Genomic DNA, 21,862 nt, shown 5'->3' with positions numbered 1-21,862 from the left:
ATCGCGGTCGCGCTGTTAGCGCGCCGCGACTATTCCCGCCAAGAAATCCGCTCCAAACTGCTCGAAAAAGGCTTTGAGGTCGTTGATATCGATCCCGTGCTCGATGATTGTGAAGCGTCGGGTTTTATCAATGATAAGCGCTATGCCGAGCTTCTTGTTCGCAGCCATATTGCCCGTGGTCATGGGCCTATCCGTATTCGCCAAGCCATTGCTCAAAAAGGGCTTTCAAAGGATTGTATCGAAGCTGCATTATCAGCCAATGAGCATGATTGGTTTGAGCTAGCCAAAGTCAAAGCCATCAAAAAATATGTAACCCCTAAAGTCACCGAGGTTAAAGGCTCGCAATCCCGGGAGTTAGTGGCGAAAGAAAAAGCCAAACGGGTACGGTTTTTACTGAGCCAAGGCTTTAATTACGAACAAGTCTCCTACGCCTTAGATTACGACCCTTTGGCAGATAATGATGACTAACGTCATGGCATAAACTCGCCGCCCTTGGCTTGTCTGGTCATTGTCCTTTACGTTCGGCCGCCGTGCTGATTCGGCTCATCGACTCCTCTTTAGCGCTTGGCTTTTGTGATAAGCCATGTCTTAGCGGCAAACTCACCGAAAATATGAGATTCCTAAGCCTATATCGCTATTCAAGGCTGGTCGTCTTTCCTCAGTCTGCTTATAATGCTGGGCAAATAGAAATACGGCTACCTTATGGTGTAGCTGGTCATGCTTACCCAATTCAGGACGATTTCATGTATCAAACGACAGCAGCGCTTAGAAGTGCTTTCCTCGAATTTTTCCGCAGCAATGGTCACCAAGTTGTGGACAGTAGTTCTCTTGTACCAGGCAACGATCCAACGCTTTTATTCACCAACGCCGGTATGAACCAGTTCAAGGACGTGTTTCTTGGCATGGACAAACGTAGCTATACACGTGCGACCACTGCCCAACGCTGCGTCCGTGCGGGTGGTAAACACAACGATTTAGATAACGTTGGTTACACCGCGCGTCACCATACTTTCTTCGAAATGCTGGGTAACTTCAGCTTTGGTGATTACTTCAAAGAAGATGCGATTCACTTTGGTTGGACCTTCCTGACCGAAGTATTGAAATTACCAAAGGAACGTCTATGTGTGACTGTTTACCAAACAGACGATGAAGCCTTTGAAATTTGGAATAAAAAGATTGGTGTTGCCGCTGAAAACATCATTCGCATCGGTGATAACAAGGGCGCGCCATACGCTTCAGATAACTTCTGGCAAATGGGTGATACGGGTCCTTGTGGTCCATGTACCGAAATTTTCTACGATCACGGCGATCATATCTGGGGCGGACGTCCTGGAAGCCCAGAAGAAGATGGCGACCGTTTCATTGAAATCTGGAACATCGTATTCATGCAATACAATCGCCAAGCCTCTGGCGAGATGTTGCCGTTGCCAAAACCTTCAGTCGATACCGGTATGGGGATTGAGCGTATCGCTGCGATTATGCAAGGTGTGCATTCAAACTACGAAATCGATATTTTCCGCGCCTTGATTGCCAAAGCGGCCGAAATCATCGGTGTGACTGACTTATCTAACAAGTCGCTGCGCGTTATTGCCGACCATATCCGTTCATGCGCCTTCTTAGTTGCCGATGGTGTGATGCCATCAAACGAAGGTCGTGGCTATGTACTGCGTCGTATTATTCGCCGTGCCGTGCGTCATGGTAACAAGTTAGGGGCAACCGAAGCCTTCTTCTACAAGTTAGTTCCGACGCTAATTGAAGTGATGGGTGATGCTGCTAAAGGTCTTGCCGATACCCAAGTGATTGTTGAAAAAGCCCTTAAAGCGGAAGAAGAGCAGTTTGCCCGTACGCTTGAGCGTGGTTTAGGTATTCTGGATAGCGCGTTAAACGAATTGCAGGGCGACACCTTAGACGGTGAAACTGTCTTCAAACTCTATGATACCTATGGCTTCCCAGTGGATTTAACCGCTGACGTATGCCGTGAGCGCAACATTATCGTCGATGAAGCGGGCTTCGAAGCGGCGATGGCCGAACAACGTAGCCGCGCTCAAGCCGCGGGTAACTTCGGCGCCGATTACAACGCAGCACTGAAAATTGATGCTGAAACCGCATTCTGTGGTTACTCAGAACTTACTGGCAATGCCAAAGTCACAGCACTTTACCTAAACGGTGAGTCAGTTTCTGCAATCAATGCGGGTGATGATGCCGTAGTGGTGCTCGATGTGACGCCATTCTACGCAGAATCGGGCGGCCAAGTCGGCGACAAGGGCGTATTAGTGGCTCAAGGTGTTGAGTTCGTTGTAAACGACACCCAAAAATTCGGTCAAGCCTCTGGTCATAAGGGCACATTAACAGCTGGCACTATCAGTGTTGGTCAAGCCATTGAAGCCAAAGTGGATAAGAAACTGCGTCACCGTACTCAGTTAAACCATTCTGTGACTCATTTATTACATGCTGCACTGCGTCAAGTGTTGGGCACTCACGTTACTCAAAAAGGTTCGTTAGTTGACCCTGAGCGTTTACGCTTCGACTTCTCTCATTTCGAAGCGGTCAAGCCTGCTGAATTGAAACAGGTTGAAGAGTTAGTCAACACCCAAATTCGCCGTAACCATGAGCTGAAAGTCGCTGAAATGGCGATTGATGAAGCCAAAGAAAAAGGCGCGATGGCGTTGTTCGGTGAGAAATATGATGCCGAGGTGCGTGTTGTCACCATGGGCGATTTCTCTATCGAGCTGTGTGGTGGTACCCACGTTGGCCGTACCGGTGACATTGGTCTATTCAAAATTACCTCTGAAGGCGGTATCGCTGCAGGCGTTCGCCGTATCGAAGCGGTAACCGGCGCTGCGGCGATGGCCTATGTGGCACAGCAACAAGCGCAACTTGAAGAAGCAGCTGCACTGCTTAAAGGCGATACTCAATCGGTTGTGGCTAAGCTGAAAGCGCAACTGGATAAAATGAAGCAACTTGAAAAAGACATGCAGCAACTAAAAGATAAGTTAGCTGCAGCTGCGAGTGCGGATTTAGCCGGTGATGCCGTTGTGGTTAATGGCGTAAATGTGCTGATTAAGAAGCTGGAAGGCGTTGAAGCAGGAGCATTGCGTGGTCTGCAAGATGAGTTAAAGCAAAAGCTGAAATCCGCCGTTATCCTGCTCGGCGTGGCTCAAGAAGGCAAAGTGAATCTGATTGCAGGCGTGAGCAACGACTTAGTCGGTAAAGTGAAGGCCGGTGAACTGGTTGCTATGGTTGCTGCGCAGGTGGGTGGTAAAGGCGGTGGTCGCCCTGATATGGCCCAAGCGGGTGGTAGCCAACCAGAAAATCTGGATGCGGCACTGTCTCAAGTATTACCTTGGATTACTGAGCGTTTAGCTTAAGAGGTTGCTGTGCTCGAAAAACGAAAGCTTAGTGGTAGCAAGCTTTTTGTGAAGAAGTTTGGTGGCACTTCGGTGGGTTCGATTGAACGCATCGAAGTGGTTGCCGAGCAAATTGCAAAGTCCGCTCACAATGGTGAGCTGCAGGTCTTGGTGCTTTCTGCGATGGCAGGGGAGACCAACAGACTATTTGCGCTTGCGGCGCAAATCGATCCCCGCGCGAGTGCGCGGGAACTCGATATGCTGGTCTCGACGGGAGAGCAAATCAGTATTGCGTTAATGGCGATGGCGTTACAACGCCGCGGCATTAACGCAAGATCCCTGACTGGCGATCAAGTGCAAATTCATACAAACAGTCAATTTGGTCGGGCGAGTATTGAGCGTGTCGATACGGCATACTTAACCTCCTTGCTAAACGACGGCATTGTGCCGATTGTGGCTGGTTTTCAAGGTATCGATCCCAATGGTGATGTCACAACCTTAGGGCGCGGTGGCTCAGATACTACGGCTGTGGCACTCGCTGCGGCGTTAAAAGCCGATGAATGCCAAATCTTTACCGATGTGCCCGGTGTCTTTACTACCGATCCGAATATCGATAGTAGTGCCAGACGCCTCGATGTGATTGGTTTTGATGTGATGCTAGAAATGGCAAAACTCGGCGCTAAGGTGTTGCATCCCGATTCGGTTGAATACGCACAACGTTTTAAAGTGCCACTGCGTGTATTGTCGAGTTTTGAAGCGGGCCATGGGACATTGATCCAATTTGGTGACGAATCAGAACTGGCGATGGCCGCATCCGTGCAAGGTATTGCGATTAATAAGGCGCTCGCGACCTTAACCATAAAAGGGTTGTTTACCAGCAGTGAACATTATCAAGCACTGTTAGCCTGTTTGGCGCGGCTTGAGATCGATGTTGAATTTATTACCCCGCTCAAACTCAATGAAACCTCAGCAGCCGAATGTGTCAGTTTTATGCTGGCCGAAGCCAAGGTCGATATTTTATTGCATGAGCTAGAGCTTTTAAGCGAAAGTCTTGATCTAGGCCAATTGATTGTTGAGCGCCAACGTGCAAAAGTGTCTTTAGTTGGCAAAGGTTTACAGGCAAAAGTTGGATTATTGACTAAGATGTTAGATGTATTGGGTAATGAAACAATCCATGCTAAGTTACTTTCGACATCGGAGAGTAAATTGTCAACTGTGATCGATGAAAGGGACTTGCACAAGGCGGTTCGGGCGTTACATCACGCCTTTGAGCTAAATAAGGTGTAATTAAATAACTGTTTGAGTATTGAATACTATTAATTTGTACTCAGCTGACCCTATAATATGCCCATCTACCGGATGAGTGCCGTGTGTAAGCTGAATTAAGACATAAAGGAGCTATCGAATGCTGATTTTGACTCGTCGTGTTGGCGAAACACTGATGATTGGTGATGAAGTCACAGTTACAGTGCTAGGGGTAAAAGGCAATCAAGTGCGTATTGGTGTGAATGCACCGAAAGAGGTTTCTGTCCACCGTGAAGAGATCTACCAACGCATTCAATCTGAAAAATCAGGTACACCTTCAGAAGGTGGTAACTTTTAATACGGCGTTTAGGCGAGTATTAACGACATAGAAGAGTCAGTTTTTTAACTGGCTTTTTTATTTTTGGAACCGAAAGATTGGCGCAAATCAACACATTGGATTGATATAACAGCAATGTGATTAAAAACGCTTCAAACAGAAGTTGTTTCAGAAAAAGGGTTTGACTTATTTTCGTCAAACAGTAATATGTGCGCCAAGAAAACGGAGAGGTGGCCGAGTGGCCGAAGGCGCTCCCCTGCTAAGGGAGTATGGGCTTTATCTCCCATCGAGGGTTCGAATCCCTCCTTCTCCGCCATTTCTTACCGATAAAAGTGCGCGTGTAGCTCAGCTGGATAGAGTACCTGGCTACGAACCAGGCGGTCGGAGGTTCGAATCCTTCCACGCGCACCATTTTATTGAAGCAAGATAGATACAAGTCGCGCATGTAGCTCAGCTGGATAGAGTACCTGGCTACGAACCAGGCGGTCGGAGGTTCGACTCCTTCCATGCGCACCATCTCTGCATTAGTTATGTTTAACTCATCAGGTTTGAATTTCAGACGAAATTTTGTAATCAATGCTTCAAGTAAGTGTTTTAAGCGCGTGTAGCTCAGCTGGATAGAGTACCTGGCTACGAACCAGGCGGTCGGAGGTTCGAATCCTTCCACGCGCACCATATTCAATCTTAATGCGAATGTGTTGAGAAAACAGTTAAAAATGCGCATGTAGCTCAGCTGGATAGAGTACCTGGCTACGAACCAGGCGGTCGGAGGTTCGACTCCTTCCATGCGCACCAATTCGCAGGCAAAGCCTTAGCTTTGTTAGCAAAACGCAAAAATCGCGCGTGTAGCTCAGCTGGATAGAGTACCTGGCTACGAACCAGGCGGTCGGAGGTTCGAATCCTTCCACGCGCACCATTTTAGTAAGCTTTAGCTTACAAATGCAGATTTTTCGGAGAGGTGGCCGAGTGGCCGAAGGCGCTCCCCTGCTAAGGGAGTATGGGCTTTATCTCCCATCGAGGGTTCGAATCCCTCCTTCTCCGCCATTCTATTCCTAGTGAATAGATTTAATTTGCGAGACTTAAGTGCTTCTTCTAGACTCAAGTCTATCGGTAAGGTGGCAACTTACCCAGTATTTAAGCGCGTGTAGCTCAGCTGGATAGAGTACCTGGCTACGAACCAGGCGGTCGGAGGTTCGAATCCTTCCACGCGCACCATCTACTTAGTTAGATTTAGATAAGCCCTGCAAGCAATTGCAGGGCTTTTTTAATGGAATTTTTCTGCTTAATTTCGCATTAATCCTTATCTCTTCCCGTGCTTTATAATCTTGATAATCCGCCTCTTATGCCACGTTATGCTTGTTTGAATACCTATGCCTTAAGCGATGATGTTTTCGCGCTGGCTTACTGTTTAGCGCCTGATAAAGAGATAGCTGTAAGGGTTATCTTGACTCGCAAGCTGAGCGGTAAAAGAGACGAAGAGATAAGCATGGAACAAGGGATTGATGAGTGACATTGCGTCTTAGGGTGAGTCCTGAGAGAGGTTTGCAGAGTGTAACGCTATTTAGGACGGGTCAGGGGAAATAAAAAGGGCTGTAAAATACAGCCCTTTTTAGCGTAGATGTCGTGATTAGGCTTCTAGCTTAGCAAACTCGGCTTTTTGCTCTTTTAGTTTGTCCATATCACGGCTCAGATCGGCCATCTTGGCGCGTTCTTTATCAATGACGGCTGGCGGTGCTTTCGCCACGAAGCCTTCATTCGATAATTTACCTTCGATACGAGCAATCTCTTGAGTCAGCTTCTCAAGCTGCTTGTCGATGCGAGCCATTTCAGCCGCGACATCCACCAGACCTGCCATCGGAATCAATAATTCCATTTCGCCAATCAGACCTGTGGTCGACATAGGCGCTGTTTCACCTTCGCCAAGAATCGTCATGCTCTCTAAGCGCGCAAGCGTTGTAAAGAAGGCTTGGTTCGCTTCAACACGGGCTTGATCTTGGGCACTCACGCCACGCAGTAGGGCATTTAATGGCTTAGAAGGCGCAATATTGAGTTCGGCACGGATATTACGTACTGCAACAATCACTTGCTTAACCCACTCGAGATCGGCCATCGCGGTCGCATCTACTTTGGCTGCATCGTAGCTTGGGAATGGTGCCAGCATGATGGTGTCGCCTTGAGCGCCTGTCAGTGGTTTAACGCGTTGCCAGATGGTTTCAGTGATGTATGGCATCATAGGGTGCATCAGACGTTGCATCGCCTCTAACACATTGACCAGCGTATGGCGGGTGCCACGCATTTGCGCTTCATTGCCGTTTTGCAGTACGGGTTTAGTTAACTCTAAATACCAATCGCAGAACTGGTTCCAAGTGAACTCGTACAGTGTGTTCGCTGCAAGGTCGAAGCGGTAGTTTGCCATGTGGTCGTCGCAGGTTTTCACGGTTTGGTTGAATAAACCGATAATCCAGCGATCTGCCAGTGACAATTCCATCTCACCGCCTTGGTAATCCGGTGAGTTCGGGCCGCAATCTTGGCCTTCGGTATTCATCAGCACGTAACGTGATGCGTTCCAAAGCTTGTTACAGAAGCTGCGGTAACCGTCTAAACGCTTCATGTCCCAGTTGATATCACGGCCAGTTGAGGCCATTGCCGCTAGGGTAAAGCGCAGGGCATCGGTACCGTGGGCTTCGATGCCATTTTCAAATTCTTTACGGGTGCTCTTTTCGATCTTGGCGGCGAGTTGAGGTTGCATCATGTTGCCAGTGCGTTTTTCAACTAGGGCTTCTAGATCGATACCGTCAATCATATCCAATGGGTCAAGTACGTTGCCCTTAGATTTTGACATCTTGTTACCCGCTTCATCGCGGATAAGGCCTGTCACATAAACGGTTTTAAATGGCACCTGTGGCTTACCGTCTTCATCTTTGATGAAGTGCATGGTCATCATGATCATACGGGCAACCCAGAAGAAGATGATGTCAAAACCCGTCACCAACACGTCGGTCGGGTGGAAGGTTTTTAAATCTTCAACATTGTCAGGCCAGCCTAAGGTTGAGAATGTCCACAGGGCAGAGCTGAACCAGGTATCTAGTACGTCTTCATCTTGGCGCAGGGCGATTGCATCATCGATATTGTGCTTAGCACGCACTTCAGCTTCGTTACGGCCAACATACACCTTACCGTTCGCATCGTACCAAGCGGGGATGCGGTGACCCCACCATAATTGGCGAGAGATACACCAATCTTGAATGTCGCGCATCCAAGAGAAGTACATGTTTTCGTACTGCTGCGGCACAAATTTAATGTCGCCATTTTCAACGGCTTCGATAGCGGTTTTCGCCATAGGTGCAACGGCGACGTACCATTGGTCGGTCAGCATAGGTTCGATTACTACGCCAGAGCGGTCACCGTAGGGCACTTTTAGGCCGTGTGGCGCGATTTTTTCGAGCAGACCTAAGGTTTCAAATTCGGCCACGATAGCATCACGAGCTTTGAAACGATCAAGGCCTGCGAAACGCTCTGGCAGGCTACCATCTAAGCTAGTGTTGATGGTGCCATCGGTATTGACGACTTCAGCGGATGCACGAATGGCTGCATCTAAGGTCAACACGTTGAACATAGGAAGTTTGTGACGTTTACCGACTTCATAGTCGTTAAAGTCGTGGGCAGGAGTGATCTTCACACAGCCTGTGCCAAACTCCATGTCTACATAGTCATCGGCAACGATAGGGATGCGACGATTAACAATTGGCAGCAGAATAAATTTGCCGATCAGCGCTTGATAACGCTCATCGTCTGGATGAACAGCAACTGCGCTATCGCCCAGCATAGTTTCTGGACGCGTGGTGGCGACTTCGAGGTAATCTTTACCGTCGGCAGTCAGCTCGCCATCGGCTAATGGATAACGCAGATGCCACATGTGGCCTTGCTTTTCTTTGTTTTCCACTTCGAGATCAGAAATCGCGGTATGTAGTTTAGGATCCCAGTTCACTAAACGTTTACCACGGTAAATCAAATCATCTTCATAGAGACGGACAAACACTTCTTGTACGGCTTTAGACAAGCCTTCGTCCATAGTGAAGCGCTCACGGTCCCAATCCACTGAGGCGCCCATACGACGCAGCTGCTTAGTGATGGTGCCGCCAGATTGCGCTTTCCATTCCCATACTTTTTCCATAAAAGCATCGCGGCCAAGGTCATGGCGGCTCTTGCCTTCTTCGGCTTCAAGCTTACGCTCAACCAGCATTTGAGTCGCAATACCCGCATGGTCAGTACCGACTTGCCACAGGGTGTTTTTACCCTTCATACGTTGGTAGCGGATCAGTGTATCCATGATGGTATCTTGGAAAGCGTGGCCCATGTGCAAGCTGCCCGTCACGTTAGGTGGCGGGATCATGATGCAATAGTTGCCTTGTGAGGCATCGCCGTGGGGCTTAAAGTAACCTTGCTCTTCCCAGTTTTGGTAAAGAGTCTGCTCAATGGACTGAGGATCGTATGTTTTTTCCATGGGAACGTATCTGTCTCAAGCTAAATTAAGTGGATGTGTTGCTAAATTTTGGGTTGTTAATTCAATCCCTAAGCCACGATATTGGCGGTAGCGTTCACGTGCTATCGCTTTATGTTGGTCGTCATTAGCCACAAAATCGAAGATTTGACCAAAGTTTACCGCAAACGGAGGTACTTGGTCTGCAAGATTAATCAGAAGTTGGCGACTTTTGTTTGGGCCGAGTCTGTCAAAACCGATTTCAACGGGTGAGCCTGTGGTGGGGCCTTCACCTTTGAGGTTATGGGGGACAAATGCACTGGGTTCAAACTGCCATAGTAACTCGTCGATTTCGAAGGCGATGTTCTTGTCCTGACAGTGAATATAGACCTGCTGCTGGTTTATAAATCCCTGTTGGGCTAGACGGCAAGCCAATTGATACATGTCATTAAGGGCCGTGTTCACGCCCATCGGCGGCAGTAAATAAAACAGCGCTTGAGTCATGATTTCAATGCCTTGCTTAAAGTTATAGACGAACGGGTAAGTCTACACTAAAACTCAAGCGGGGTTAACGTTTAGCTTCGGGGTTTTTCGCGGGAGATTGAGCAGCGGGGACAGGGGTTGGCTTAAGCCGTTACTGTGCCAAATGTGCACAGCTTAAGTACTCGCTTAAGGCTAAGACTAATGGTTAAACGACTATGGGTTTTCGGGATATAAAAGCAAAGCGCACCCGAAGGTGCGCTGGTTGAAAGACTGGTCAAACAAACTATTCCTCCTAGGTTATTGAGCATTGTTATTAAAGGATTTGTTGACGTTTTGTGAATAAACAACACATATTGCATTAGATTTTGTTTATTCAGCAGGTTAACTCACTTTCAACTTACAATTTTAACTTACATTTTCACTTACGATTACACTTTAGAATATAAATAAAGGGATCTGGCCGATATTAGTACTCAAAAAGGTACTGGGTATTTTGCTGTTAAGCAGCTCGCCTTGTTCCGTGTTATCTAAATTCTTTTTTACTCACAATTTGTAATATGCCCACTTGCTCATATTACCGATAACGCTATTAACCTCCTCATATTGTTTGACTGTTAAGAAGCTAATTCACCTAAAGTGGTCTTTCATGGTACCTATGTGGCTCTATTGCTGACGTCCTCCTCTTGATTGTTACATTTGGGCTCAAAGAGTGTGTAAGACTAAAATTGGCAATACGATGTAGTAGGTTACTCCTTAATGATCGACTCGTGTGTTAACACCCATTAGTGCGTTTATCGTTAGTTGTTGGTTATCGGTCTCTATTTTTTAGTAACCTCGCATCTCATTTGATAATCAGAGGGGGAACGCATAAATACTACAGCTTAGCGTTACCGAATTTATGTGGCCGTCTTAATATGACTGACCTAATGTGACTGTCTTAATGTAACTGCTTGTGTCACTTTTTTGATTGAGAGTTTAGTGTGGCGGCGTACTCCTTCTTATGGTGATATTTAACGCTTTTAAGTTGAAATTCACATCACTTCGATTCTGCTGTCACTTAGTAAAGTGTAGTAGTTATTTAAAGGTTCACACTCTTTTTACTGACCATTAGGATGGTCTATCAAACTTTTGCTAAAAATGTGACCTATTAAACCTTATCTACTTTATGCTCTCGAAGTGATGTGGTCTCGCACTAACATCGAGTAACTTAAGCTGCATCTTCCTCCTCGTAATCATCCTCGACATTAACAGCGTCTTCGGGATGAGCAATGGATGCGAAACGTTGTGCTTCAGGTTTATGGGTTAATCGATTGAGTTGTTTCTCTAATTTTTGACCCATGGCCGTAATGGCTGCATAAAGATTGTCGTGTTTTGCTTGAGCAAAAAGTTCTCCATTTGGGATGCCAACCGATGCTTCAATTTTGAAACCAGGTTTCTCCTCTGTGATGATGACATGGGGATTAATCAACTGCACATCGTGCCTAGAAAGTTTGTCAAAACGGCTTTCAATGCGTTCACGGATTGGGGCAGTGACTTCTAGTTGTTTGCTCGTAATCTTTAGCATATGTTGCACCTTCTATTTGTTTCCTTCGATTTCAGATTACCAATCTACACCCTTAAAAACGAGATCTAAATCACATTTTTTACCCCGTTCAGTTCTGTTCGTTGGTTATTTGATCGCTTAGACAAATCTCGAGGATTCTTGGTCGAAAAGGCTTGAATTGGTTATCGGAACAGGCCATATTTGATGGGATAACTACGCAGTCTTTCCCATCATTTACCTATCTTTACTTTAAGTTTTTCATTAGATCCCGATAAAATACCTTCACTTATTTCATTGCTCAGTCGAGTGGCAGGTATTATGGAAACCGAACATATCAAAGTTAAAGTCTGGGATTTACCCACACGCTTTTTTCACTGGGGCATGGTGGCCCTCATGGCCTTACTCTGGTGGAGTGCCGAAGTGGGCGAAATGCAATGGCACCAGATCTTTGCTTATAGTTTGTTGATTTTGATTGGCTTTCGGCTTTTATGGGGCTTGATTGGCAGTGATACTGCGAGGTTTAGTCACTTCGTGCATCATCCCAAGGTGGTGTTTGAATATTTGAAAGATGTTCGCGCAAAGGGCGTGTCAGTGGTTTTAGGGCATAACCCGATGGGCGGTTATATGGTGATTGTGTTGATTGCCATTATTAGCTTACAGCTAATCACTGGACTCTTTGCTACCGATGATGTGTTTACCGAAGGTCCACTGTACCGCTATGTGAGTGCTGATACTGCTTCGTTTCTCACTTGGTTGCATAAAATGAATTTCAACCTCATCTTAGCCTTGAGTGCCGTGCATGTGTTGGCTGTCGTTGTACACGCGCTTAAAGGTGACAAATTAGTGGGAGCCATGCTCAGCGGTTATAAACGGGTGTCTAAGGTTGAGCACGCCGAATCTGAAACTCAGTTGGTGTTTAAATCACACTGGTTGGCCTTAATCGTGCTGTTAATCATCGCTGGAGTGGTGTTTACCTATTTGATGTGGCCCATAGTACAAGTGCTCTAGCCAATGCTGAACATAAAAAAAGCCTGCATGTAGCAGGCTTTTTTATTAGACATTACAACGCGTAATTAGTCTTTTTTGTACACGTCGTGACAGCCTTTACAGCTCTTGCCAGTGTTCATAAAGGCTTGCTTGATTTCAGCTTGGTCACCTTTTTGAGCCACAGTCGCTAAAATAGCGGCATTTTCTTGGAAGGTTTTCATCTTAGCGTCGAAGTCAGCCTTATCTTGCCATACTTTGGCTAGCGCTTCGGTATCGCCTTTATCTGAACCTTCAATAAAGCCTTCGAAAGGAATGTGCGAAAGAGCGGCGACATTGTTGGCGCGCATTGCGAAGGTTTCAGCTTCGAAAGGTTTCTTGCCTTTCATCATTGCGCCCATATCGCCAAAGTTATAAGCAATCAGGCCAAATGCAGATTGGCGATATTCAATCGCGTCTTTCGCATCTTCAAAATTGTGTGCTTGTGCAGTTGAAGCCAATAAGGTACCGGCAACGAGAGTCAGGAGTAATTTTTTCATCGTATTCTCACAAATTAGCGTCGAAGTGTGACATTGCGCTCCTATTGTACACAAATTAACTCAATGTACTAGAAGCATTTTTGTCAGTTTTTGTCTAGGCAGGAGGGATAAACGTAACAAGTTATTTGTTGGTTGAGTAAATCTGCTAAACTGCCGTTGTAATGCTTAAACAATGCTACTGGGGCGATTATGCGAGCCAATTGGGACTTAGTTTTAGAGAAAATATTGAGCCATGGAAACTATGAAGAACTCTCAGTGTTGTTCCATTTATTGCTGACAGAAGAAGAGCGCAGTGCGATCGCGGGACGATTAAAGGTATTTCAATTATTACTCGATGGTGAGATGAGCCAGCGGCAAATCGCGGCGGAATACGAGGTCAGCATCGCCACGATCACACGCTGTTCAAACTATTTAAAGAATATGGCACCTAGCCATAGAGAAAAAATTCAACAGCTCATCAAATAAGGTCGCTGTGGTGCCTTTATCCTTAATAGCCTAAAACATTGGGGTGACAGGCAATTTATGACGACGATAAAGCGTACGTCTTACCAGAATGTAGAAGCTGTAGCTTAAGAGTAATATGGCTAATAATGGGTAAAACTTTTCGGGTAAAAACTTAAAGATCGACAATGCACCGAGCAAGTATAGGAAGGGTAATAGGTCATAAATCATCTTAGGGATCCCGCCTGATTTCCTACGTTTGATAGGGTCGGTACGACGGTTTTGGGAGCGCATAGTGTAAATTCTTGCGCCAAGCACAAAGATGACTGCTGCAGCAATCAAAGCATAATTGGGTTCGAGCAGCATAAAGCTTGTGATGCCTAATGCCATATAACCATAAGGTAAAGCTTCATATACCGGTTTTGTTAACATATGCACTCCGTCGCATGATATCGAAATAGGTTTAAAACCCTAATATTCCAGTTAAAAATGCTAAATCTATCTAAAACTTCCGTGTTTACCTTTGGATTATAAACATTTGTGGATAAAAAAAGCACCTCCTTATGTAAGGAAGTGCTTCATTATCTTGCTCGGGTTAGTGAGCTTTAGGCGTTACGACCTAAATTAGCCGCGGCAACCGCAACCGCCATTGCCATCACAACCTGTTTTGGGTGTGTCGCATGCTTCATGATCGTGGTCATGGTGATGATGACCATGATCATCAGAACCGCCACAACAGCTACCCGCATCTTGGCTTGAACCACCACAGCATCCGCCGCCGTGGTCATGATCATGGCTGTGTCCATGGCTACCACATCCGCCGTGGGCATGGATATGGCCATGGGCAACTTCTTCTGCAGTTGCAGCGCGAACATCGATAATTTCAATGTAGAAGCTCAGTGCTTGTCCCGCTAAAGGATGGTTGCCATCAACGATGACTACATCATCTTTGACTTCGACAACTTGCACTGGGCGTTGACCCATTTCTGTCTCGGCAATAAAGCGCATACCAGGAACGATATCTTCGATATCACCGAATGCTTCTAATGGCACAGCTTGACGCAGACCATCGTGGTAAGGACCGTAGGCTTCTTCGGCACTAATAGTCACATCCAGTGTTTCGCCCTTGGTTTTACCTTCTAATGCAGCTTCTAATCCTGGGATCAGGTTTTCTGCACCGTGCAGATAGAGCATAGGTTCGGCATCAAAAGAGTCTTCTAAAAGTCTGCCGTCTTGATCTGATAAACGGTAATGAATGGTTACCGCGCTGTGTTGGGTGATCTTCATATCGCCTCCGGTTCGGAATGTGCGCGCATAATAACGTGCTTTTGGGGCGCTGGCGATAATTTGAAGTTGCTTATGTTAGATATCGCACAGCTTTTTGTTGATGTGATGAACAGCCATTTGGAGAGGAATTTACGCCAAATTGTTGATGGATATCGCTTGCGGTTTGTTGGCCTCGAAAGTGGCTTTACATAGCTTAATCTAAAGGCATTACGACATGCTTGATATAATTGATTGAATTTAAATGTTTAAAAATAGATGTATTTGTGCAGTATTACGTTTACGTCAACAGTTTTCTATTGATGAAATCGCATTTTTACCTTAGGAAAACTTGATATTAATGAATGTTAAGAGACGAATTTGAGGCTGTGAAAGATTTGTTCATAAATAATCCAGTTAGGGGGTTGACAAGGCTAGGTGAAAAAGGCAATTCTGTTTTACATCACATTGACATGGATTAGCCCAAACGTATGCATAGCCTAGGTTTTGTAGTAATTACCATTATTACAACCACCACTACAACCAGAGTGGGGGCGGGCTGATACACCCTAAAGAATTTTAACGACGAGCCCGCTTCCCACAAAGAAGCGGGCTTTTTTGTTTCTAGCTTATGTTTCTTAGTCGGGCGCGGTACAGGAGATCAAGATGAAAGTAATGAAATTTGGTGGTACCTCGCTTGCAAATTGGCAGCGATTTTCAATGGCGGCGGATATCGTGGCCAAGGCGGCGAAAGCAGAACCTGTGGCTACTGTGCTCTCTGCGCCCGCGACAGTGACAAACGCCTTGCTAGAAATGGTCGATGTGGCGGTGAAAGGGGAAGATTACTCGCCAGTCATTCAACACGTTGAACGGGTGTTTACCTCGCTCTATCAGGATGCGGTCAGTTCTGGACTCTCGAGCAGTCAAAGCGAAGTGCTGTTCGCCGGACTGAGTGCGCAGCTTGCACGTTGGCAGGACAGATTACGCGGTATTACGCTGCTGCAGGAATGCCCTGACGGGGTGCGCGCCGAAATCGTGGTTGCTGGCGAGCGTTTGTCTGCTGCTTTGATGGAGCAAGTCATGCTGGCCAAAGGCATCACTTCGGCGCAGCTGGACCCGCGTGAGCTGTTTTTAGGCCGTGGTCGTCCGCTCGAATCCGTGGTGGATATTGCCGTCAGTAAACCGCGATTCAAAAATCTTGCCCTCGATGAAAAACGGGTTTGGGTGATGCCCGGCTTTACCGCCGCCGATGAAGACGGCAAGGTTGTGACCTTAGGCCGTAACGGCTCTGACTATTCCGCTGCCGTGCTGGCCGCTTGTTTAGATGCTTCAAGTTGTGAGATTTGGACCGACGTTGACGGCGTATACAACACCGATCCTCGGGTTGTCACCGATGCTAAGTTGCTGTCACAGCTCAGTTATCAAGAGGCGATGGAGCTGTCTTACTTTGGCGCAAAGGTGCTGCATCCTAAAACCATTGCGCCTATCGCCCAGTTTCATATTCCCTGTTATATCAAGAACAGCTTTAATCCCGATGCGCCTGGCACTCTGGTATCGAATCAGGCCGATGAAAGCGGTCTGCAGGTGAAGGCCATTTCTAATCTGGATAATCAAACCATGTTTGATGTTTCAGGCCCCGGCATGAAGGGCATGGTCGGCATGGCGAGCCGCACGCTGGCGGCAATTTCCCGTAGTGGCGTTTCCGTGTCACTCATCACCCAGAGTTCTTGCGAATACAGCATCAGCTTTTGTGTGGCGACCAGTGATGCAGCCAAGGTGAAATCGGCGCTAGAGCAAGAGTTTGAACTAGAAATCAAAAGTGACTTACTCGAGCCGATTGAAATGCGCCATGACTTAGCAATCGTCTCCTTGATTGGTGATGGCATGCGTACCCATAAAGGTGTGGCGGCGCGGTTTTTCCAAGCGTTAGCGCAGGCGAGTGTGAATATTATCGCGATTGCTCAAGGCTCCTCCGAGCGTTCTATTTCAACGGTAATCGAACAGCGAAAGACCAAACATGCGGTTGCCGCCTGTCATCAGGGCTTTTTCGATGTGCAGCAGTATTTGGATGTGTTTTTAGTGGGTTGCGGCAATGTTGGCGCAGGTCTACTCGAGCAAATCAAACATCAGGCGAGCGTGTTAAAAGAGCAGCACATTAGCATTCGTGTCTGCGGCATCGTGAATTCAAGCAAGATGTTACTCGATAGTGCGGGTATCGATTTAAACAATTGGCAAAACCTGCTTGCCGACAGTCAGCAGCCAAGCGATCTGCCTGCGCTATTGGCTTGGGTGAAAGAGCAACAGTTATTAAACCCTGTGCTGGTGGATTGTACTTCAAGCGATCAAGTGTCGAACCAGTATTTAGAGGTGATGAATGCGGGCATGCACGTGGTGACGCCCAATAAGAAGGCCAATACTCGAGACTACGCTTACTATCAAGCACTGCGTCAAACAGCCTTGAAACAACGTCGTCAGTTCTTGTATGAGACTAACGTTGGCGCCGGATTGCCCGTTATCGATAACTTAAAAAAACTGTTATTTGCTGGTGATAAGTTGCACAAGTTTAACGGTATTTTGTCAGGCTCCTTATCCTTTATCTTCGGTAAACTCGATGAGGGTATGACGCTGTCAGAAGCGACTAAACTGGCGCGGGAAAAATGCTTTACCGAGCCCGATCCCCGTGATGATTTAAGTGGTATGGATGTGGCGCGTAAAGTACTGATCTTGGCCCGTGAAGTGGGTTTGAAACTTGAGCTAAGCGATATCGTTGTCGACTCAGTCTTACCTGACGATTTTGATGATTCAGGCGATGTGGAAAGTTTTATGGCACGTTTACCCGAGGCCGATGCTGCGATTGCGGCGCGAGTGGCTGAGGCGAAAGCGCAGGGTAAAGTGCTGCGTTATGTGGGGCAGATTGAAGAAGGCGCGTGTTATGTGCGTATCACCGAAGTCGATGCTACCGATCCGCTCTACAGTGTAAAAGGCGGTGAAAACGCGCTGGCATTCTACAGCCGTTATTATCAGCCGATTCCTTTCGTATTACGTGGATACGGTGCGGGTACAGAAGTGACAGCGGCCGGCGCCTTTGCCGATGTATTAAGAACCTTAAATTGGACTCGTGAGGTGAGTGTATGAGTTTGACCGTTTACGCTCCCGCCTCTATGGGTAATGTGGGTGTGGGCTTTGATTTATTGGGCGCAGCACTTGCGCCCATCGATGGCAGTTTACTGGGCGATAGAGTCACTATTGCGGCGGCGGATGCGGGGGTGAGCCTCACTCAAGTGGGAGCGTGGGCGCATAAGTTACCCAGCAATCCCGAGGATAATATCGTCCATCAATGCGCGGTGTTTTTCTTAAAAGCCCTTGGGAAAGAAAACCAAGGCGTGGCATTAACCCTAGAAAAAAACTTGCCCGTCGGCAGTGGCTTAGGCTCGAGCGCCAGTTCTGTGGTTGCAGCGCTTTATGCGCTGAACGAGCATTTTGAACGTCCATACGATAAACAAGCGCTACTCGAACTCATGGGCGAGTTTGAGGGCAAGATAAGCGGTAGTGTGCATTACGATAACGTCGCGCCCTGTTATTTGGGCGGTATGCAGCTAATGCTCAATGTGCCCGGCGCTATCTGTGAGGCTATTCCCAGTTTTAAACAATGGTATTGGGTGGTGGCGTATCCTGGGATTTCACTCTCAACGGCCATGATGCGTAAACTCCTGCCAGAACAATACGATAAGTCCGTGGCCATCGATTTTGGGCGTTATTTGAGTGCCTTTGTGCACGCCTCTTATCAGCAAAACGCCAAGCTTGCGATTCAAGTCTTGAAGGATGTGTTGGCCGAACCTTACCGCGCGGCTGCGATACCGGGTTATGACAACGCCAGAGCGGCACTCGCCGAATTAGGCATGTTAACCACTGGCATTTCGGGCAGTGGGCCAACGCTGTTTTCGGTGACTGATGATCTCGCGACTGCTAATGCGGCCAAGGCGTGGTTAGAGGCTCATTATTTGACCGAAGCGGGGGGCTTTGCCCATGTGTGCCGCCTCGATGAGCAAGGCACGCGCCGAGTCGATTAATTTTCTTACTTTTAAAAGCATTAAGCCCAAGCCTAAAGGCTTGGCACTGATAAGGTCGAGTGAGCATGGAACTATATAATTTAAAACACCCTTCGCAGAAAGTGAGCTTTAAGGAAGCGGTGCAATTAGGACTCGGTAAAGACAGGGGGCTGTTTTTTCCTACTCAAATCCCAGTGTTGCACGATATTGAGGCGCTGCTGGCGATGCCTTTTGTCGAGCGCAGTAAAAAAGTGCTCGGCGCTTGGCTTGCCTCAGAGCTTGGGCAAGACGCGGTAGATAAACTGGTCGAGCGCGCCTTTAATTTCGATTTGCCCTTGGTTGCGGTCGATGAGCAGCGCTCGTGCCTCGAGCTTTTCCACGGACCAACCTTAGCATTCAAGGATTTTGGCGCGCGCTTTATGGCGCAATGCATCAATGCCTTTGCCCAAGACTCGCGCTTAACCATTTTAACAGCAACCTCGGGTGACACTGGGGCAGCGGTGGCCGATGCCTTTTACGGCCTAGATAAAGTCAATGTCGTGGTGCTCTATCCTAAGGGCAAAATCAGTGAGCTACAGGAAAAGATGTTTACCACCTTAGGTAAGAACATTCACACTGTGGCAGTAGCGTCCGATTTCGATGCTTGCCAGCACTTAGTCAAACAGGCTTTTGAAGATAGCGATGTGCGTGATGGCTTGCATTTAAACTCGGCCAACTCAATCAATATCAGTCGTTTGCTGGCACAGATTTGTTATTACTTCGAAGCGGTCGCACAGTCGAAGCAGCGCCATGAGGCCGATCCTGTGATTGCCGTGCCCAGTGGTAATTTTGGTAATCTCACCGCGGGCTTATTTGCCAAAGCCATGGGCTTACCCGTCAAACGTTTTATTGCCGCCACCAACGCCAATGACACTGTCCCACGTTATTTAGAGAGTGGTGATTGGCAACCCAATCCCACTCAAGCGACTATGTCCAATGCGATGGATGTGAGCGAGCCAAGTAACTGGCCGCGCGTCGAGGCCATTTGCGAGAAACTCGGTTGGCCATTGGTGGACCTAGTGGGGATTCGTTTATCAGAGGCACAAACCTCGGAGGCGCTGGCCGAGTTACATGCCAAAGGTTATGTGTCCGAACCCCATGCAGCGATTGCTGCCAGAGCCTTAACGCTTAACTTAGTGCCTGATGAAGTGGGAATATTTTTAGGTACGGCACATCCTGCCAAGTTTAAGGACGTCGTGGATAGAGAGCTTAATCTCGATTTACCTCTGCCTGCAGAACTTAAAGCGGTGGAGCATAAACCCATACTTTCGGCTGAATTAGCCGCCGATTTTGCTCAGTTAAAGTCACATTTATTTGCGGTGTTAAGCTGAGGTGGCGAATCGCCATTAAGCAACAGGTAAAAGGGAGTCGATTGACTCCCTTTTTTACAAGTGTAAATGAGGCTCGAGAGAATTAATCAAAGCTTATCATCCACAGTGATTATCAAACCTTTATATAACCATATGAAATCAAATTAATATTTGTAACTTAGTGTATTGGTTGTCGTTAAAGGGATGTGAGTTGCTTCACAATTAAGTTGAATCGAATTCGTTATGTTCGCCCGCCTATTTAGGATTTAACAATTGGATAAACTGTTTTGTTTAAATGTGCCTTATCAGGGATTTGCCTTATCTTTTTTCTCTCAAGTTGCGCCTTAGAACCCCCTCAATTACCACGGCGCATTAACGAAGCCTATGATTTTGAAGTGACTCACTGTGACAGTTTTGCGCTAGTCACAGGTGTGAGTCGCCATGCCAACAACCTTGCCGAAGCAAAACAATCCGCTGCCTTACAAGGGGAGGTGCTAGGCGGCACCCATATAGTGTGGTTGCAAACGGATATGGGTGAACCAGCCAAAGTGGTGGCGGTAATCTATAAATGCTTGCTTTAAATAGGATGCCTTAAGCGACGGCTTTCTTACGGGAGTTCAAGCCATGGCATCCTCAGTTGATGCATACTAAGCTTATGAAGGCGATGGGAATGCCGCGGGTTATAACGGTAAACTCAATGCGTTAGACATTCTCGATGAGGACGAGAACAACCGATTATGGGGCGACTATTGTGTCTAGGTTCGTTTTTCAGCTTAGCCATATCCTGCTGTTATGTATTTTTATTTTCCCCGCTTTAGGTGTTCCATCTGAGGCCGGAGCGCCCGTTTGCTTAAATCCCCTCAAAGTGGGTTATAACGATTGGCCGCCCTATGCCTGGGAAGATCCACAGGGGGAGGCGCAGGGGTTAGATGTGGACCTGCTTCGCGCCTTTGCCGAACACTTAGGCTGCGAGGTCACTTTTATCAATGTGCCGGCGAAGCGCTCGCATCAAATGCTGAAAAGTGGCTCCTTAGACATGATGATGGGCGCCACTAAAACCGCTGAGCGTGAAGAGTATGCCTTATTTTCCGCCGCCTACCGTGATGAAACCGTGCGTTTATTTGTGTTGGATGAAAACAAAGACAAGATCCGCTTAACCCAATGGCAAGATATTTTTAGCCAGAAACTGCGTTTGTTAGTGCCTATCAGTGGTTGGTATGGGGTGGATTATGAGCAGACGCGGCAGCGCTTGGAGCAAGAGCATCTGTTGATACTCAGTCCCGATGCCGATAAGTCAGTGCAAATGCTCACCTATGGCCGTGCGGATCTGATTATTGGTGATGCCATGGCCATGCCTTATATCGCCAGTCAGCATCAAGGGGTGAGGTTATCACCGCTAAAGCCAGTGTTGGACCGCAACCAAATTCACTTAATGCTCAGCAAACAAACCCTTTCATCAGCGCAATTAAAGCAATTTAATGCTGCAATTAAGGCGTTAAGTACCAACGGGGAAATTGCCCGAATTGTATATAAATGGCAGCAAATTTCGTTGGCGCAGCAAACGAAAACCAGCCATCAGTTTAATTCGCTCTCCGCGCAATATGCCGACTTACTCACCTTCGATTAAACCTGAGAAATACCGTTAAGATTATCGGTATAGCAAATGGTAAGCCTATGACACATTTGCTAAAACTTCTGTTGCCTTCAGTTACTGCTCTCTCTATCAATTTCTGCTAGCTTGTGGGATTACTTTGCCAGACTTTGGGTCATCATTCGTCAATCACGCCCACTAGAAAGTCCAT

17 protein-coding genes and 8 tRNA genes are annotated in these 21,862 nt (G+C 47.2%); 19 read left to right on the top strand and 6 right to left on the bottom strand.

The genetic code is table 11. The features are described 5' to 3' along the window. The 12 genes from M0415_RS08150 to M0415_RS08095 all read left to right on the top strand — a co-directional run bounded on the left by M0415_RS08150 (position 1) and on the right by M0415_RS08095 (position 6,144). Entirely contained in the window at positions 1-468 is a 468-nt protein-coding gene (locus M0415_RS08150) for a regulatory protein RecX (RefSeq protein WP_374895602.1), read from the top strand. 275 nt (positions 469-743) lie between these two features. Then, the gene (gene alaS, locus M0415_RS08145; RefSeq protein WP_249554431.1) at positions 744-3,368 is read left to right on the top strand and encodes an alanine--tRNA ligase; all 2,625 of its coding nucleotides are present in this window, start codon (positions 744-746) and stop codon (positions 3,366-3,368) included. 9 nt (positions 3,369-3,377) lie between these two features. Further along, entirely contained in the window at positions 3,378-4,634 is a 1,257-nt protein-coding gene (locus M0415_RS08140) for an aspartate kinase (RefSeq protein WP_011716228.1), read from the top strand. A 118-nt stretch (positions 4,635-4,752) separates the two neighbouring features. Next, positions 4,753-4,950: a carbon storage regulator CsrA gene (gene csrA / locus M0415_RS08135; RefSeq protein WP_006082602.1), complete on the top strand. Its 198-nt coding sequence runs from the start codon at positions 4,753-4,755 to the stop codon at positions 4,948-4,950. Between the two features lie 203 nt (positions 4,951-5,153). Further along, positions 5,154-5,245 (top strand) — tRNA-Ser (locus M0415_RS08130). 18 nt (positions 5,246-5,263) lie between these two features. After that, a tRNA-Arg gene (locus tag M0415_RS08125) sits at positions 5,264-5,340 on the top strand. Positions 5,341-5,368: 28 nt separating this feature from the next. Then, a tRNA-Arg gene (locus tag M0415_RS08120) sits at positions 5,369-5,445 on the top strand. An 82-nt stretch (positions 5,446-5,527) separates the two neighbouring features. Then, a tRNA-Arg gene (locus M0415_RS08115) sits at positions 5,528-5,604 on the top strand. A gap of 43 nt (positions 5,605-5,647) precedes the next feature. Further along, positions 5,648-5,724, top strand: a tRNA-Arg gene (locus tag M0415_RS08110). Positions 5,725-5,768: 44 nt separating this feature from the next. Continuing rightward, positions 5,769-5,845, top strand: a tRNA-Arg gene (locus M0415_RS08105). Between the two features lie 36 nt (positions 5,846-5,881). Next, positions 5,882-5,973 (top strand) — tRNA-Ser (locus tag M0415_RS08100). Positions 5,974-6,067: 94 nt separating this feature from the next. After that, positions 6,068-6,144 (top strand) — tRNA-Arg (locus M0415_RS08095). Between the two features lie 412 nt (positions 6,145-6,556). On the opposite strand, the gene M0415_RS08090 is transcribed toward M0415_RS08095, so the two are convergent. The 3 genes from M0415_RS08090 to hpf all read right to left on the bottom strand — a co-directional run bounded on the left by M0415_RS08090 (position 6,557) and on the right by hpf (position 11,456). Next, on the bottom strand, positions 6,557-9,433 hold the full coding sequence (locus M0415_RS08090; RefSeq protein ID WP_249554440.1) for a valine--tRNA ligase: 2,877 nt from the start codon (positions 9,431-9,433) through the stop codon (positions 6,557-6,559). Between the two features lie 15 nt (positions 9,434-9,448). Next, positions 9,449-9,913, bottom strand: coding sequence for a DNA polymerase III subunit chi (locus tag M0415_RS08085; RefSeq protein WP_011716230.1), 465 nt, complete (start codon positions 9,911-9,913; stop codon positions 9,449-9,451). Between the two features lie 1,186 nt (positions 9,914-11,099). Further along, positions 11,100-11,456 (bottom strand): ribosome hibernation-promoting factor, HPF/YfiA family, encoded by a 357-nt coding sequence (gene hpf / locus M0415_RS08080; RefSeq protein WP_011621920.1) that lies wholly within the window; start codon positions 11,454-11,456, stop codon positions 11,100-11,102. A 297-nt stretch (positions 11,457-11,753) separates the two neighbouring features. On the opposite strand from hpf, the gene M0415_RS08075 reads away from it, so the two are divergent. After that, positions 11,754-12,443 carry a cytochrome b/b6 domain-containing protein gene (locus M0415_RS08075; RefSeq protein WP_088210800.1) on the top strand — a complete coding sequence of 230 codons (690 nt, stop codon included), beginning with the start codon at positions 11,754-11,756 and terminating at the stop codon, positions 12,441-12,443. Between the two features lie 65 nt (positions 12,444-12,508). On the opposite strand, the gene M0415_RS08070 is transcribed toward M0415_RS08075, so the two are convergent. Continuing rightward, positions 12,509-12,958 carry a c-type cytochrome gene (locus M0415_RS08070; RefSeq protein WP_011625579.1) on the bottom strand — a complete coding sequence of 150 codons (450 nt, stop codon included), beginning with the start codon at positions 12,956-12,958 and terminating at the stop codon, positions 12,509-12,511. A 189-nt stretch (positions 12,959-13,147) separates the two neighbouring features. On the opposite strand from M0415_RS08070, the gene trpR reads away from it, so the two are divergent. Further along, a complete protein-coding gene (gene trpR / locus M0415_RS08065) occupies positions 13,148-13,423 on the top strand; it encodes a trp operon repressor (RefSeq protein WP_011621923.1) in 276 nt (91 codons plus the stop codon). A 30-nt stretch (positions 13,424-13,453) separates the two neighbouring features. Here trpR and M0415_RS08060 read toward each other — a convergent pair whose 3' ends face one another. Together M0415_RS08060 and M0415_RS08055 are read right to left on the bottom strand one after the other, a co-directional pair. Beyond that, positions 13,454-13,831, bottom strand: coding sequence for a hypothetical protein (locus M0415_RS08060; protein WP_011716233.1), 378 nt, complete (start codon positions 13,829-13,831; stop codon positions 13,454-13,456). 192 nt (positions 13,832-14,023) lie between these two features. Next, complete coding sequence (locus M0415_RS08055; protein ID WP_088210799.1) at positions 14,024-14,686, bottom strand: FKBP-type peptidyl-prolyl cis-trans isomerase; 663 nt, start codon at positions 14,684-14,686, stop codon at positions 14,024-14,026. 642 nt (positions 14,687-15,328) lie between these two features. Here M0415_RS08055 and thrA point away from each other — a divergent pair. The 5 genes from thrA to M0415_RS08030 all read left to right on the top strand — a co-directional run bounded on the left by thrA (position 15,329) and on the right by M0415_RS08030 (position 21,687). Continuing rightward, on the top strand, positions 15,329-17,797 hold the full coding sequence (thrA, locus tag M0415_RS08050) for a bifunctional aspartate kinase/homoserine dehydrogenase I (protein ID WP_088210798.1): 2,469 nt from the start codon (positions 15,329-15,331) through the stop codon (positions 17,795-17,797). After that, positions 17,794-18,732, top strand: a complete 939-nt coding sequence (thrB, locus tag M0415_RS08045; protein ID WP_088210797.1) for a homoserine kinase — start codon at positions 17,794-17,796, stop codon at positions 18,730-18,732. The genes thrA and thrB overlap by 4 nt, the downstream gene beginning before the upstream one ends. Before the next feature lie 65 nt (positions 18,733-18,797). Next, entirely contained in the window at positions 18,798-20,081 is a 1,284-nt protein-coding gene (gene thrC / locus M0415_RS08040; protein ID WP_088210796.1) for a threonine synthase, read from the top strand. 290 nt (positions 20,082-20,371) lie between these two features. After that, a complete protein-coding gene (locus tag M0415_RS08035; RefSeq protein ID WP_425383176.1) occupies positions 20,372-20,641 on the top strand; it encodes a hypothetical protein in 270 nt (89 codons plus the stop codon). A 134-nt stretch (positions 20,642-20,775) separates the two neighbouring features. Next, a complete protein-coding gene (locus tag M0415_RS08030; RefSeq protein WP_283771399.1) occupies positions 20,776-21,687 on the top strand; it encodes a substrate-binding periplasmic protein in 912 nt (303 codons plus the stop codon). Positions 21,688-21,862 lie beyond the last annotated feature (175 nt).

It is taken from the genome of Shewanella sp. 10B (genome assembly GCF_023475885.1).
Taxonomy (GTDB): Bacteria; Pseudomonadota; Gammaproteobacteria; order Enterobacterales; family Shewanellaceae; genus Shewanella; species Shewanella mangrovisoli.
The sequence above is the reverse complement of the archived record's forward strand: the minus strand, read 5'-3'. Positions and strand labels throughout refer to the sequence as shown.

Excerpts from the sequence above, each read along its gene's own strand:
- thrB (WP_088210797.1), top strand. The coding sequence starts at position 17,794 with ATGAGTTTGACCGTTTACGCTCCCGCCTCTATGGGTAATGTGGGTGTG.
- trpR (WP_011621923.1), top strand. The coding sequence starts at position 13,148 with ATGCGAGCCAATTGGGACTTAGTTTTAGAGAAAATATTGAGCCATGGA.
- M0415_RS08070 (WP_011625579.1), bottom strand. The coding sequence starts at position 12,958 with ATGAAAAAATTACTCCTGACTCTCGTTGCCGGTACCTTATTGGCTTCA.
- thrC (WP_088210796.1), top strand. The coding sequence starts at position 18,798 with ATGGAACTATATAATTTAAAACACCCTTCGCAGAAAGTGAGCTTTAAG.
- hpf (WP_011621920.1), bottom strand. The coding sequence starts at position 11,456 with ATGCTAAAGATTACGAGCAAACAACTAGAAGTCACTGCCCCAATCCGT.
- M0415_RS08075 (WP_088210800.1), top strand. The coding sequence starts at position 11,754 with ATGGAAACCGAACATATCAAAGTTAAAGTCTGGGATTTACCCACACGC.
- M0415_RS08060 (WP_011716233.1), bottom strand. The coding sequence starts at position 13,831 with ATGTTAACAAAACCGGTATATGAAGCTTTACCTTATGGTTATATGGCA.
- M0415_RS08030 (WP_283771399.1), top strand. The coding sequence starts at position 20,776 with ATGAGGACGAGAACAACCGATTATGGGGCGACTATTGTGTCTAGGTTC.
- csrA (WP_006082602.1), top strand. The coding sequence starts at position 4,753 with ATGCTGATTTTGACTCGTCGTGTTGGCGAAACACTGATGATTGGTGAT.
- M0415_RS08090 (WP_249554440.1), bottom strand. The coding sequence starts at position 9,433 with ATGGAAAAAACATACGATCCTCAGTCCATTGAGCAGACTCTTTACCAA.
- thrA (WP_088210798.1), top strand. The coding sequence starts at position 15,329 with ATGAAAGTAATGAAATTTGGTGGTACCTCGCTTGCAAATTGGCAGCGA.
- alaS (WP_249554431.1), top strand. The coding sequence starts at position 744 with ATGTATCAAACGACAGCAGCGCTTAGAAGTGCTTTCCTCGAATTTTTC.
- M0415_RS08055 (WP_088210799.1), bottom strand. The coding sequence starts at position 14,686 with ATGAAGATCACCCAACACAGCGCGGTAACCATTCATTACCGTTTATCA.
- M0415_RS08085 (WP_011716230.1), bottom strand. The coding sequence starts at position 9,913 with ATGACTCAAGCGCTGTTTTATTTACTGCCGCCGATGGGCGTGAACACG.